Here is a 14,167-nt window from a genome sequence, read left to right as displayed (position 1 = left end):
GCGCCGAGACGCGGGGTAGAAACGCATTGGCACTCCGCCCGGAAGGACCGAAATGGGCGGATGAGCAGTCGATCAAGCGGGTTTTTCAACGAAATCGGCGCAAAGCCGCCGCCGCGCTGGCTTGGTGGCGTCTGAGACCGAACTCTGCGATTTTCGGCCGGCACACAAAAATGTCGCAGCGAAATCCCCGGTCATCCGGATCGAAGTTTGATCTATGTCAAAGCTGCCGCGCGGGGGGCGACATAGCTTCCGGGCATGCGCCAGAAAACATTCATATCACGAAATTTTCGCCGGTTTGTCGCACCTCTTGCGCTGCTTCCTCTCAGTGGTTGCAATATGGTGGTGATGAACCCAACGGGGGATATCGCTCTTCAGGAGCGTAACCTCATCCTCGTCGCGCTCGGCATGATGCTTCTCGTCGTCATTCCGGTGCTGACCCTGATCGTGGTCTTCGCGTTCCGATACCGCAAGGGCCGAGCGCCCGAGAAGTACGATCCGAACTTCACCCATTCGGCACCGATCGAAGTGGTGGTCTGGTCGATCCCGCTCCTGATCATCGCGTGTCTCGGCGTGGTCACCTGGATCACCACCCACAGCCTCGATCCCTTCCGCCCCCTCGATCGAATTTCCGCCAACAAGCCGCTGGCCAAGGACCACAAGCCTCTCGATATCCAGGTCGTCGCCATGGATTGGAAGTGGCTCTTCATCTATCCCGAACAAGGCATCGCAACCGTCAACGAGTTGGCCCTCCCGGTCGATGTCCCCGTACGTTTCTCCATCACCTCGACAAACCAGTTCAACACCTTCTCGGCGCCCACGCTGGCGGGCATGATCTATGCGATGCCGGGCATGAAATCGATGCTGCACGCCGTGCTCAACGCGCCGGGCGACAGCTGGGGTTATTCGGGCAACTACACCGGCGCCGGCTATTCCGACATGCGGTTCAAGCTGCACGGTGTCGATCAGGCAGGGTTCGACCAATGGGCCGCGGGGATAAAGGCCGCGGGCGAGACGCTGTCGACCGATCGCTACGTCGAACTGGACAAGCCGAGCGAGAAGGTGCCCGTCATGCACTTCTCCGCCGTCGCCTCCGGCCTCTTTGATCGCGTTCTCAACCGTTGCGTGGTCGCCGGCACCGAATGCGCCGCCGACATCATGAAGAAGGACCGCGCGCTCGACCGCGATAATGGCGGCATGTTCGCGCCGCATCCCAAGGATCATTCGTCGATGCCACTAAGCGAGGGGCAGATGAGCCAGGGCATGCCATCCATGAGCCACACCTCGACATCCGGCGACGTCACCGCCGCCGTTCCGGCCGCTCACGACCACACCAACACCGGCACCAACAGTGGCGCACTCGCCGCGCCTGAACAGCAGGGCTCCAATGCAAGACCATAGCTTCACCACGACAGTCTTCGGGCGGCTAACGCTCGAATCGCTGCCGATCCATGAGCCGATCCTTGTCGGCACTTTCATCGCGGTCGCCGCGCTCGGTCTGATCGTCGTCGCAGCACTCACCTATTTCCGGCTCTGGGGCTATCTCTGGAAGGAGTGGTTCACCTCCGTCGATCACAAGAAGATCGGCATCATGTATATCGTGCTGGCGATCATCATGCTGCTGCGCGGTTTCTCGGATGCCGTGATGATGCGCCTGCAACAGGCGATTGCTTTCGGTGGCAACGAGGGCTTCCTGCACTCGAGCCACTACGACCAGATCTTCACCGCCCACGGGACGATCATGATCTTCTTCGTGGCGATCCCCCTGGTCGTCGGCATCGTCAACTTCGTCATGCCGCTGCAGATCGGCGCGCGCGACGTCGCCTTCCCCTACTTGAACAACCTCAGCTTCTGGCTGACGGTTGCAGGTTCGGTGCTGGTGATGATCTCGCTGTTCGTCGGCGAATTCGCACGCACCGGCTGGCTGTCCTACGCGCCACTTGCGGAAAAGGCCTTCAGTCCGGATACCGGGGTCGACTATTATCTATGGTCGCTCGAAATCGCCGGCATCGGCACCACGCTCTCGGCCGTCAACATGGTCGCAACCGTCATCAAGATGCGCGCGCCCGGCATGAGCCTGATGAAGATGCCTGTCTTCACCTGGACCGCGCTCTGCAGCAACGTTCTCGCCATCGCCATCTTCCCGGCGCTGACGGCAGCCTTCTTCCTGCTGCTGCTCGACCGCTATCTCGACACCGCCTTCTTCATCAATGATCTCGGCGGCAACGCGATGCTCTACTGGAACATGGTGTGGATGTGGGGGCACCCCGAGGTCTACGTCCTGATCCTGCCGGCCTTCGGCATCTATTCGGAAATCACCTCGACCTTCACCGGCAAGCGCCTGTTCGGCTACGGCTCGATGGTCTACGCCACGGTCGTCATCACCATTCTCTCGTACCTCGTCTGGTTGCACCACTATTTCACCATGGGATCGGGTGCGAGCGTCAACGCCTTCTTCGGGATCGCCACGATGGTGATCGCCATTCCGACCGGGGCCAAGGTGTTCAACTGGCTGTTCACGATGTTCCGCGGCGAAATCCGCTTCGAACTGCCGATGATGTGGGTCGTCGCCTTCATGCTGACCTTCGTGGTCGGGGGCATGACGGGCGTTCTGCTCGCCGTACCGGCTGCCGACTTCGTGCTGCACAACTCGCTGTTCCTGGTGGCGCACTTCCACAACACCATCATCGGCGGCGTCGTCTTCGGTCTCTTCGCCGGCATGACCTACTGGTTCCCGAAGGCCTTCGGCTTCAAGATGGACGAGTTCTGGGGCAAGGTTGCCTTCTGGGGCTGGGTGATCGGCTACTGGGTTGCCTGGACGCCGATCTACATCGTCGGCCTGATGGGCACCACGCGTCGCGTCAACCATTTCGACGACCCGACGCTGCAGCCTTACTTCGTCATCGCGCTGATCGGCGCCGTCATCATCCTCATCGGTGTGCTCGGCTTCGTCATGGCGATCGTCATGGGCATCGTGAAGCGCAACAAGCTGCGTGATGTCACCGGCGACCCCTGGGATGGTCGTACGCTGGAATGGTCGACCACTTCGCCTCCGCCTGCCTACAACTTCGCGATCACGCCCGTCGTCTACGAACTCGACGCCTGGCACGACATGAAGGAGCATGGCTACAAGCATCCGACCGAAGGCTTCCGCCCCGTCCACATGCCGCGCAATACAGCCACCGGCGTCGTGGTTGCGGCACTCGCGACGGCACTGGGCTTCGGCATGATCTGGTACATGTGGTGGCTGGCCGCCATCAGCTTCGCCGGCATCCTCGTCGTCTCGATCGTCCACACCTTCAACTACAGCCGCGATCACTACATCCCGGCCGATGCGATCGCGCTTACCGAAGGCAAGCGTGCGCAGCAGCCGGCAGCGAGGGCCTGACATGACCATTCAACTCGTCAACAAGGACGCCCAACGCGTCTACCACCAGCCCGAAGCCGAGGAGCATTATCACAGTGGCGGCGCCACGATGCTCGGCTTCTGGATCTACCTGATGAGCGATGCGCTGATCTTCGCCTCGCTGTTCGCCGTCTACGGAACGCTCAGCCGCAATTATGCGGGTGGGCCTCCACCGCAGCATCTGTTCGAGCTGCCGCTGGTAGCGCTGAACACCGGCTTCCTCTTGGCATCGTCGATCGTGCTTTCGATCGGCATGCAGGCGATGGCCGCCGGCCGTACGGCCACCATGTGGCGGCTGCTCGCCGTCACCGGCGTACTCGGTGCGGCGTTTCTCTGCGTAGAACTCTATGAGTTCTCGTCGCTGATCGCAGAGGGGGCAACGCCGCAGCGCAGCGCCTTCCTGTCGGCCTTCTTCACGCTTGTCGGCACGCACGGCCTGCACGTGCTGTTCGGCCTGATCTGGCTGGTAACGCTTCTGGTGCAGATTGCCCAGCGCGGACTGAATGAGGACAACAAGCGTCGCCTGATGTGCCTGTCGATGTTCTGGCACTTCCTCGACATCATCTGGATCGGCGTCTTCACCGTCGTCTACCTGTTTGGAGCACTTCGTTGAGCACACATCATCACACCGAACCCGCTCACGGCAGCAAGGGCAGCATCTGGACCGGCTCGATCCTGTCGATCATCCTGACGGTCATTCCGTTCTGGCTGGTCATGTCCGGGGCGCTGGAAAATGCCACGGCAACCACCGTGATCATCTTCGCGCTCGCCATCGCGCAGATCGTCGTCCACGTCGTCTGCTTCCTGCATGTCGACAGCCGCGCGGAAAACGGTTGGACGCTCTTGGCCTTCATCTTTACGGCCATCATCGTCTGCATCACGATCGTCGGCACGATCTGGGTCATGTACCACATGAACGTGAACATGATGCCGATGACGACAGGCGAAATGAGCAGCATGTAGGTGAGGAATGCGCGCCGCATGGCTGGGTGCGGCGCCATGAGGATCGGCCCGGTGATTTCGATCACCGGGCCGATCGGCGTTTATGAGTCAGGACGCGAGGCAGCTCAGGAAGCCGTCGACGTCCTTTTCCTCTGTCGCGAAGCTGGTGACGAGGCGGATCAGGATCTCATCAGTGCCGACGAGATCAGGCGTGGCTGAGGGGATCGGCCATTCGTAGAATTTCGCGCCCTTGTCTTCCGCGGCCTTTCCGGCACTCTTCTTTATAATGGCGAAAACTTCGTTCGATGTCGTCGACCAGGCGAGGCGGGCCGAGTTGCTGGCGTCGATGCCTGCGCGCAGGCGATCGGCCATGCCGTTGGCGTGGCCGGCGAGATCAAGCCACAGACCGTTGTCGAGGTAGGCGTCGAACTGGGCGGCGATGAAGCGCGACTTGGAGAAGAGCTGGGCGGCGCGCTTGCGGATGAAGGGCATCTCCTTCGCCTTTTCAGGATCGAAGACGACGATCGCCTCGGCGCACCAGCAGCCGTTCTTGGTGCCGCCGAAGGAGAGGATGTCGACGCCGCGCTTCCAGGTCATTTCGGCCGGGCTTGCGCCGAGCGCCACCAGCGCATTGGCGAAGCGGGCGCCGTCCATGTGGAGCGGCAGCTTGCGCTCCTTGCAGATGGCGGCAATGGCATCGATCTCGTCGAGCGAGTAGACGGTGCCGATCTCGGTCGCCTGGGTGATGGTGACCGCCGTCGCGCGGCCATGGTGCACGGCGTTTTCGGGGAAGCCGGCGATCGCCTTGGAGAGCTTTTCCGGATCGATCTTGCCCAATTCGCCATCGACAGGGGTAAGCCGCGCCTGACTGAAGAAATCGGGGGCGCCGCATTCATCGGCGATCACATGGGCTTCGGCGTGACAGAAGGTGATGCCGCCGGGGCGCTGGACGCTGGCAAGCGACAGCGAGTTGGCGGCCGTGCCCGTCGCCACGAAGAACACGGAAACCTCGCGCTCGAAGATTTCAGCGAAGCGCGCCTCGACGCGGCGGTCGAGGTCGCTGGTGCCGTAAGCGGCGGCGAAACCGGCAGATTCCTGCAGCAGGCGCTCGGCAATGGAACGGTGGGCGCCAGCCCAGTTGTCGGAAGCGAAGATCATGGAAAATGCCTGGGAAAAATGGAGGTGGGGGCGGGTTCGGATGGGAGCTTAATCCAAAGCTTCACCGGATCAAGCGATTGGGGCGCAACCCATCACAAAAATTGAATTCCGCAATCAAGAAACAATATAATACGAGATCGCGTAATTTTATGTCGCCAACTTGATTGATTTGGTAATCTTGATGCGCCAATTGACGTTTTTTTAATTTATGGCTCTTGCGGAGCTGTCGCGTTTCTGGCATAGAACCGATGGATTAGGACAGGGTTGCTGTCCTATTTTGGCCGTCAAGGCCGAAGAGGCGCTGGGGGACCTTACACTCGTGGGGTTTCACGCTATAGTTCTTGGAGCGCGGAAGAAGTTCCCGCACGGACCTATGGCAGGCGCGGAGCGCAACGGTTGTTTTGTCGGGAAAGGCTCTGCCTTCCCAGAGAAAGCCTGCCGCCGGCGACCGGATCTTCGATAATGCAACAGCGCTGTCATGCGCCGAACCTAAGATCAGGGACGGTGTGCGACGAAGAGCCGCCCGCACGATCGCGGGCTCTGACAGGAGGCAAGACGATGACGAAGAACACGCCATCCACTGACATCGACCAGTTCGCAGCAGCAGACATGCGCGCGGTGGCCGATACGCGTAAGTTCGCCAACGGTCTCCCGGGCAAACAGGGCCTCTATGACCCACGCAACGAACATGACGCCTGCGGCGTCGGCTTCGTCGCGCACATGAAGGGCCAGAAGTCGCACCAGATCGTCAAGGACGGTCTCTTCATTCTGGAGAACCTGACGCATCGCGGTGCTGTCGGCGCCGATCCGCTGATGGGTGACGGTGCTGGTATTCTCGTGCAGATTCCCGATCGCTTCTTCCGCGAGGAAATGGCCAAGCAGGGCATCACCCTGCCGAAGGCCGGTGAATATGGCGTCGGCCATGTCTTCATGCCGCGCGACGAAAAGCAGATCGCGCACTTTAAGAAGGTGATGCAGGACGTCGTCTCCGAAGAGGGTCAGGTTCTCCTCGGTTTTCGCGACGTGCCCGTCGACAATTCGTCGCTGTCGAAAGCGCCGGATATCGCCGCGACCGAACCGCATCACTGTCAGATTTTCATTGGTGCCGGCGATAGCGCCGCAACCACCGATGAATTCGAACGCCGCCTGTTCACGCTGCGCAAGGTGATCTCCAACCGTATATACGACGAGTTCGACGGCGAGGAGAGCCACTTCTATCCGGTGTCGCTGTCATCCTCGACGATCGTCTACAAGGGCATGTTCCTGGCCTACCAGGTTGGCGCCTATTATAAGGACTTGTCGGACCCGCGGTTCGAGAGCGCGGTCGCGCTCGTGCACCAGCGCTTCTCGACCAACACCTTCCCGTCCTGGAAGCTGGCGCATCCCTACCGCATGGTCGCCCATAACGGCGAAATCAACACGCTGCGATCCAACGTCAACTGGATGGCGGCGCGCCAGGCATCGGTGTCTTCGCCGCTCTTCGGCGAGGACATCTCCAAGCTCTGGCCGATCTCTTATGAAGGTCAGTCGGACACGGCCTGTTTCGACAACGCGCTCGAGTTCCTCGTGCGCGGCGGCTACTCCATGGCGCATGCCGTGATGATGCTGATCCCGGAAGCCTGGGCCGGCAACCAGTCGATGTCGAAGGAGCGCAAGGCGTTCTACGAATACCATGCAGCCCTGATGGAGCCGTGGGACGGCCCCGCCGCTGTTGCCTTCACAGACGGCAAGCAGATCGGCGCGACGCTCGACCGTAACGGCCTGCGTCCGGCCCGCTACCTCGTCACATCAGACGACCGCGTCATCCTCGCGTCCGAAGCCGGCACGCTGCCGGTGGCCGAAGAGGATATCGTCAAGAAGTGGCGCCTGCAGCCGGGCAAGATGCTCTTGATCGATATGGAGAAGGGCAAGATCGTCTCCGACGAGGAGCTGAAGACCGAGCTCGCGACCAAGCATCCCTATCGCAGTTGGCTCGATCGCACGCAGCTGATCCTCGAAGACCTGAAGCCGGTGGAGCCACGCGCGCTGCGCCGCGACGTGTCGCTGCTCAACCGCCAGCAGGCCTTTGGCTACACCACCGAAGACACCAAGATCCTGATGTCGCCAATGGCAACGACGGGCCAGGAAGCCGTGGGCTCGATGGGCACCGATACGCCGATCTCGGCCATGTCGGAAAAGTCGAAGCTGCTCTACACCTACTTCAAGCAGAACTTCGCGCAGGTCACCAACCCGCCGATCGATCCGATCCGCGAAGAGCTGGTCATGAGCCTGGTGTCCTTCATCGGCCCGCGCCCGAACATTCTCGACCACGAGGGTGCGGCCAACGCCAAGCGCCTGGAAGTGCGTCAACCGATCCTTACCAATGGCGATCTCGAAAAGATCCGCTCGATCGGCCACACGGAAGACCGTTTCGACACCAAGACGCTCGACTTCACCTATGACGTGGAGCGTGGCGCCGAAGGCATGCCCGAAATGCTCGACCGCCTCTGCGAGCGCGCGGAAGCGGCCGTCAAGGGCGGCTACAACATCATCGTGCTCTCGGACCGCCAGATCGGGCCTGATCGTATCGCGATCCCGGCGCTGCTCGCGACGGCCGCCGTGCACCATCACCTGATCCGCAAGGGTCTGCGCACCTCCGTCGGCCTCGTCGTCGAGACCGGCGAGCCGCGCGAAGTGCACCATTTCTGCCTGCTGGCGGGCTATGGCGCCGAAGCTATCAACCCCTATCTCGCCTTCGACACGCTTACCGACATGCACATGCGCGGCGAGTTTCCGAAGGAAGTGGATGCGTCCGAAGTCGTCTACCGCTACATCAAGGCGGTCGGTAAGGGCATCCTCAAGGTCATGTCGAAGATGGGCATCTCGACCTATCAGTCCTATTGCGGCGGCCAGATTTTCGATGCGATCGGCCTGCAGCAGGCGCTGGTCGACAAGTATTTCTTCGGCACCGCGACGATGATCGAAGGCGTCGATCTGAAGGCGATCGCCGAAGAGACCGTTGCCCGCCACACGTCCGCCTTCGGCAAGGATCCGCTGCTCGCGACCACGCTCGATATCGGCGGCGAATACGCCTACCGCATGCGCGGCGAAAGCCATGCCTGGACGCCGGATGCGGTGGCCACGCTGCAGCACGCCGTTCGCGGCAACTCGGAGGACCGCTACCGCGAGTTCGCCGAGATGGTGAACACGTCGGCGCTGCGCATGAACACCATTCGCGGCCTGTTCAAGATCAAGACCGCCGAGCAGATCGGGCGCAAACCGGTCGCGCTCGATGACGTCGAGCCTGCAGTCGAGATCGTCAAGCGCTTCTCGACCGGCGCCATGTCCTTCGGCTCGATCTCCAGAGAGGCGCATACGACGCTGGCGATCGCGATGAACAAGATCGGCGGCAAGTCCAACACCGGCGAGGGCGGCGAAGAGTCAGACCGCTACTTCCCGCTGCCGGATGGTTCGGCGAACCCGGAACGCTCGGCGATCAAGCAGATCGCTTCGGGACGCTTCGGTGTGACTACCGAGTATCTGGTCAACGCTGACATGCTGCAGATCAAGGTTGCGCAGGGCGCCAAGCCCGGCGAAGGCGGCCAGCTGCCTGGCCACAAGGTCGATGCGACGGTCGCCAAGACCCGTCACTCGACGCCGGGTGTCGGCCTGATCTCGCCGCCGCCGCACCACGACATCTACTCGATCGAAGATCTGGCGCAGCTGATCTACGATCTGAAGAACGTCAACCCGACGTCCGATGTCTCGGTCAAGCTCGTCTCGGAAGTTGGCGTCGGCACGGTTGCCGCCGGCGTTGCCAAGGCGCGTGCCGACCACATCACGGTCTCCGGCTTTGACGGCGGCACCGGTGCATCGCCGCTCACCTCGCTGAAGCATGCCGGCTCTCCGTGGGAAATCGGCCTTGCCGAAACGCAGCAGACGCTGGTGCTGAACGGCCTTCGTTCGCGCATCGCGCTACAGGTCGATGGTGGCCTGAAGACCGGCCGCGACGTCATCATCGGTGCGCTTCTTGGTGCGGATGAATTCGGCTTTGCGACGGCTCCTGTCATCGCCGCCGGCTGCATCATGATGCGCAAGTGCCATCTGAACACCTGCCCTGTCGGCGTTGCCACCCAGGATCCGGTCCTGCGCAAGCGCTTCAAGGGCACGCCGGAACACGTCATCAACTACTTCTTCTTCGTCGCCAACGAAGTGCGTGAAATCCTGGCCTCCCTCGGCTTCACCAAGTTCGATGACATCATCGGTGCTTCGGAGCTGCTCGAGAAGGACGAGATGCTGGCGCATTGGAAGTCCAAGGGTCTCGACTTCAGCCGCATCTTCCACAAGGTCGAGGCGCCGAAGGAAGCAACCTACTGGACGACTCGCCAGAAGCACCCGATCGACGACATTCTCGATCGCAAGATGATCGCGGAAGCCGAGCCGGCACTCGCGTCGAAGACGCCTGTCAGCTTCGAAGTCGGCATCAAGAACGTCGACCGTTCCGCGGGCGCGATGCTGTCGGGTGAGGTGGCCAAGCGCTACAACCACCGTGGCCTGAAGGAAGACACGATCAACGTGACGCTTCGCGGCACGGCCGGACAGTCGTTCGGCGCGTTCCTGGCGCGCGGCGTGACCTTCAAGCTGATCGGCGACGGCAACGACTATGTCGGCAAGGGCCTTTCTGGCGGCAAGATCATCGTGCGTCCGCCGGAGAACTCGAAGATCATCGCCGAGGACTCGATCATCGTCGGCAACACCGTGCTCTACGGCGCGACCGAGGGTGAGTGCTACTTCCGCGGCGTCGCGGGCGAGCGCTTCGCGGTGCGCAACTCCGGTGCCATCGCCATCGTCGAAGGCGTGGGTGACCACGGCTGCGAATACATGACAGGTGGCGTGGTGGTCGTGCTCGGTGAGACTGGCCGCAACTTCGCGGCCGGCATGTCGGGTGGCGTCGCCTATGTTCTCGACGAGAGCGGCGATTTCGCCAAGCGCTGCAACATGGCGATGGTCGAGCTCGAGCCGGTTCCTGAAGAGGACGACCTGATGGAGAAGCTGCATCACCATGGCGGCGATCTCGCGCACAAGGGCCGCGTCGACGTTTCCGGCGACATGACCCGCCACGACGAGGAACGCCTCTACCAGTTGATCTCCAACCACCTGCACTACACGGAATCCACCCGTGCCAAGCAGATCCTGGACAACTGGGCGGAGTATCGTCCGAAGTTCCGCAAGGTCATGCCGGTCGAATACCGCCGCGCGCTCGAGGAAATGGAGCGCAGCCGGATGGGGATTGCCGCGGAATAACAACACCGACATATCCGCCACGTGCCAATCGTGCGTGGCGGATACCGAAATATCTCGATGACCCATGGCGACTGCGCCGACAGCAATCCTGTCACAGTCTCATGGATGGTTCTCAAGGGGATATGTTCTAATGACGGTTCAGCAATTTGCCCCGGTTAACGGGACTGAAAACAGACAACTGGCTGCGGTGAGGCGGTCATGAGTGTAAGGGAAGACAGCAGCATGGGTAAGGTAACAGGGTTTCTGGAAATCGACCGGCAGGTGGCGAAGTATCAGCCGGCGTCGGACCGTATCCGGCATTTCCGCGAATTCACGATCCCGATGTCGGACCCGGAAGTGCAGAAGCAGGCCGCGCGCTGCATGGACTGTGGCATTCCCTATTGCCATGGCCCGACCGGCTGTCCCGTTCACAACCAGATCCCCGACTGGAACGATCTGGTCTACAACAACAACTGGGAAGCAGCGATCCAGAACCTGCATTCGACCAACAACTTCCCTGAGTTCACCGGCCGCGTCTGCCCCGCTCCCTGCGAGGAAGCGTGCACGCTGAACCTCGAGGATGCGCCTGTTGCGATCAAGACCGTAGAGCAGGCGATCGCCGACAAGGCCTATGAGCTCGGCTTCATCCGGCCGCAGCCGGCTGCCGTTCGCACCGGCAAGAAGGTCGCGATCATCGGCTCCGGCCCTGCCGGCATGGCGGCTGCCCAGCAGCTCGGCCGCGCGGGTCACGAGGTGCATGTCTATGAGCGTGAATCGAAGCCCGGCGGCCTGCTGCGCTACGGCATTCCCGACTTCAAGATGGAGAAGAACTTCATCGATCGCCGCGTCGAGCAGATCTCGGGCGAGGGCGTCACCTTCCATTGCGGCGTCAACGTCGGCGTCGATCTGAAGGTCGAGCAGCTGCTCGCCGATCATGACGCCGTTCTTTACTGCGGCGGTTCGGAAACGCCGCGCGAAGCCGGCATTCCTGGCTTCGACCTTGCCGGCGTTCACGATGCGATGCCTTACCTCGTGCAGCAGAACAAGCGCGTCGGCCGCGAAAACATCGACAGTGTCGGCTGGGCATCGGACCCGATCCTTGCAGGCGCCAAGCATGTCGTCGTCGTTGGCGGCGGTGACACCGCATCGGACTGCGTCGGCACGGCGTTCCGCCAGGGGGCCGTGAAGGTCACCCAGCTCGACATCCGTCCGCAGCCGCCGGAGAAGGAAGACAAGCTCGCGGTCTGGCCGTTCTGGGCCACCAAGATGCGCACCTCTTCTAGCCAGGCCGAAGGTGCTGTCCGCGAGTTCCAGGTGGCGACGCTCGAGTTCATCGGCGAAGACGGCGTCCTGACCGGCGTCAAGTGCTGCGAAGTCGACGAGCGCCGCAAGCCGATCGCTGGCACGGAGTTCATCATCAAGGCCGATCTCGCCTTCATCGCCATCGGCTTCAGCGGCCCGTTCACCACGAGCGTGCTCAAGGAACTCGACGGCAAGCTGACGCTCAACACCGACCGCCGCGGCTCGACAAACGTCGTTGCCAACGACCGCGACTACAAGACCTCGGTCGACAAGTTCTGGACGGCAGGCGACGTGCGCCGCGGTCAGTCGCTGGTCGTCTGGGCGATCCGCGAGGGACGCCAGGCGGCACGCGCCATCGACGAGGCGCTGATGGGCTCGACGGTTCTGCCGCGCTAAGCTGCCGGGACGTTTGGATTGATCTTGGCTCGGGTCTGCGCTTGCGCGGCCCCGAGCTTTTTTGTGCCTTGTGCAGCCTACATACCGAGAAAGTCTATCTGGCGGCCGGCGCGTCAGTTCGGCGAGTATGGACGGACTGTTTGTTGTGCGGGGGTCAATGAATATGTCTGTTCGATCTGTCATCAGCATTGTCGCCGCTTTCCTATGCGTCGCGGCATCGCCGGCCGGGGCCTGGGAGCGCGCCGGCTACGTCAATTATCCGGCGACGGCGAAGTGCCTGAGCGAGAACATGTGCCTGCTGGTCAGTTGCCCGGCCGTGGGCGCGCCGAGCTTCGAGATGGTGATCTACGAGCACGGCAAGGCGACCGGTGAGCCGTTCGACATCATCATCGATGGCCGCACATACACCTTCAATCTGCCAGAGCGCGGCGCCAACGATCTTTATCGCTGGCCGCTTGCCGATGATTTCGCCGATGCCCTTCAGAAGGGGAGCCGGGCGACGCTGGCTTTCGATCCGGTCGGCCTGCCCTATGCGTTTTCGCTGCGCGGAAGCGGGGCTGCCGTGCTGCGAGTGCTTTCCGGCTGCGGATCGTCGACCGCGCCTGTGGTCGCTGCGGCGGCAGCGAGCGGGCGTCTCTCCGGCCTGAGCCCCGAGACGGATTGCCAGGTGGCCACGACGACGGGCGAGGTGGTGGACCTGACGATGAAGGCCTCCGGGCAGGCGATAGAAGGCTTCCAGTTCAAGGACAAGCGCGGCACCGGCTACATCAACGTCGATCCGCCAGGCAATGCCAAGGTCATTCAGGCGAAGCTGAGGACGATCATCGTTCCGGGTGCGAAGCTGAAGATCGAGGTGCATGGATGCGGTGCTGCCGCCAGCGTGGAGGTGTTGTCGGCGGTTGAGGTGATCGAGTAAGGCCGGCACGGTCTTAGTCCCGCCGGCGCGATGGGATTGCGGCATGGTCAACCGCGATGCGGCGATCTATGGTGCGCGGGCCATCGCTTCGCATGGCTATGCGGCAAGGAACAACACCGGATGCCATCGACCGAACTGCTGATCACCTTCTTCGTCACGACGGCGCTGTTTGCCTATATTCCCGGGCCGGCCATGCTTTACGCCGCCGCCCAGACGCTGGCACGCGGACGGCGGGCAGGCTTCATGGCGACGCTCGGGATCCATGTCGGCTGCTATGTGCATGTGATCGCGGCTGCCGCCGGCCTGTCGATCATCTTTCATGCGGTGCCGGTGCTCTATATGGCGGTCAAGCTCGCCGGTGCGGCCTATCTGGTTTGGCTCGGCATCTCGCTGTTTCGCAGCAAGTCTCAAGGGGAGACGACGCTCTCCGCCATCGATCCGAAGTCCGGCCGGCGCGCCTTTGTCGAGAGCATCTCGATCGAGGTGCTGAACCCGAAGACGGCGATTTTCTTCCTGGCCTTCCTGCCGCAATTCATCGATCCCGCCGCCAGCTTTCCGGTCTGGCTGCAATTCGTGCTGCTTGGCACGATCGTCAATTTCATCTTCTCGTCGGCTGATATCGTCTGCGTGATGCTGGCGGGTGTCTTGGTTTCGAGGCTGAGGCGCTCGGGTTCGGCGCAGCGGCTGGTGCAGCGCGCGGGCGGAGGAATCCTGATCGGCCTCGGGGCGCATCTGGCATTACAGCGGAGCTAGCCGACACGATTGATTTGGGCTCGGGGCTGCCTTGC

Annotated in this window: 9 protein-coding genes; 8 read left to right on the top strand and 1 reads right to left on the bottom strand. The window is 62.0% G+C overall.

What is annotated here, in order from left to right; genetic code table 11:
* Positions 1–255: 255 nt before the first annotated feature.
* The 4 genes from cyoA to cyoD are packed head-to-tail and all read left to right on the top strand — an operon-like array spanning position 256 to position 4,366.
* Positions 256–1,398, top strand: coding sequence for a ubiquinol oxidase subunit II (cyoA, locus tag J5286_RS18680; RefSeq protein ID WP_280638483.1), 1,143 nt, complete (start codon positions 256–258; stop codon positions 1,396–1,398).
* Entirely contained in the window at positions 1,385–3,385 is a 2,001-nt protein-coding gene (cyoB, locus tag J5286_RS18675) for a cytochrome o ubiquinol oxidase subunit I (protein WP_209191649.1), read from the top strand. The genes cyoA and cyoB overlap by 14 nt, the downstream gene beginning before the upstream one ends.
* Before the next feature lies 1 nt (position 3,386).
* Positions 3,387–4,016 carry a cytochrome o ubiquinol oxidase subunit III gene (cyoC, locus tag J5286_RS18670; protein WP_209191648.1) on the top strand — a complete coding sequence of 210 codons (630 nt, stop codon included), beginning with the start codon at positions 3,387–3,389 and terminating at the stop codon, positions 4,014–4,016.
* The gene (cyoD, locus tag J5286_RS18665) at positions 4,013–4,366 is read left to right on the top strand and encodes a cytochrome o ubiquinol oxidase subunit IV (protein WP_209191647.1); all 354 of its coding nucleotides are present in this window, start codon (positions 4,013–4,015) and stop codon (positions 4,364–4,366) included. The genes cyoC and cyoD overlap by 4 nt, the downstream gene beginning before the upstream one ends.
* Before the next feature lie 87 nt (positions 4,367–4,453).
* Here cyoD and J5286_RS18660 read toward each other — a convergent pair whose 3' ends face one another.
* Complete coding sequence (locus tag J5286_RS18660) at positions 4,454–5,503, bottom strand: threonine aldolase family protein (RefSeq protein WP_209191646.1); 1,050 nt, start codon at positions 5,501–5,503, stop codon at positions 4,454–4,456.
* 558 nt (positions 5,504–6,061) lie between these two features.
* Between J5286_RS18660 and gltB the strand changes: the two genes are divergently transcribed.
* From gltB to J5286_RS18640, 4 genes are all read left to right on the top strand, one after another.
* On the top strand, positions 6,062–10,786 hold the full coding sequence (gltB, locus tag J5286_RS18655; protein WP_209191645.1) for a glutamate synthase large subunit: 4,725 nt from the start codon (positions 6,062–6,064) through the stop codon (positions 10,784–10,786).
* A gap of 222 nt (positions 10,787–11,008) precedes the next feature.
* A complete protein-coding gene (locus J5286_RS18650) occupies positions 11,009–12,463 on the top strand; it encodes a glutamate synthase subunit beta (RefSeq protein WP_209191644.1) in 1,455 nt (484 codons plus the stop codon).
* A 163-nt stretch (positions 12,464–12,626) separates the two neighbouring features.
* Positions 12,627–13,379 carry a hypothetical protein gene (locus J5286_RS18645; protein WP_209191643.1) on the top strand — a complete coding sequence of 251 codons (753 nt, stop codon included), beginning with the start codon at positions 12,627–12,629 and terminating at the stop codon, positions 13,377–13,379.
* A gap of 120 nt (positions 13,380–13,499) precedes the next feature.
* A complete protein-coding gene (locus J5286_RS18640; RefSeq protein WP_209191642.1) occupies positions 13,500–14,132 on the top strand; it encodes a LysE family translocator in 633 nt (210 codons plus the stop codon).
* Positions 14,133–14,167: the final 35 nt, after the last annotated feature.

This window comes from Rhizobium sp. 16-488-2b (assembly GCF_017741815.1).
In the GTDB taxonomy this organism is placed as follows: Bacteria; Pseudomonadota; Alphaproteobacteria; order Rhizobiales; family Rhizobiaceae; genus Rhizobium.
This window is presented reverse-complemented; position numbering and strand designations above follow the sequence as displayed.

Excerpts from the sequence above, each read along its gene's own strand:
- cyoB (WP_209191649.1), top strand. The coding sequence starts at position 1,385 with ATGCAAGACCATAGCTTCACCACGACAGTCTTCGGGCGGCTAACGCTC.
- J5286_RS18640 (WP_209191642.1), top strand. The coding sequence starts at position 13,500 with ATGCCATCGACCGAACTGCTGATCACCTTCTTCGTCACGACGGCGCTG.
- J5286_RS18650 (WP_209191644.1), top strand. The coding sequence starts at position 11,009 with ATGGGTAAGGTAACAGGGTTTCTGGAAATCGACCGGCAGGTGGCGAAG.
- cyoC (WP_209191648.1), top strand. The coding sequence starts at position 3,387 with ATGACCATTCAACTCGTCAACAAGGACGCCCAACGCGTCTACCACCAG.
- J5286_RS18645 (WP_209191643.1), top strand. The coding sequence starts at position 12,627 with ATGTCTGTTCGATCTGTCATCAGCATTGTCGCCGCTTTCCTATGCGTC.
- J5286_RS18660 (WP_209191646.1), bottom strand. The coding sequence starts at position 5,503 with ATGATCTTCGCTTCCGACAACTGGGCTGGCGCCCACCGTTCCATTGCC.
- gltB (WP_209191645.1), top strand. The coding sequence starts at position 6,062 with ATGACGAAGAACACGCCATCCACTGACATCGACCAGTTCGCAGCAGCA.
- cyoA (WP_280638483.1), top strand. The coding sequence starts at position 256 with ATGCGCCAGAAAACATTCATATCACGAAATTTTCGCCGGTTTGTCGCA.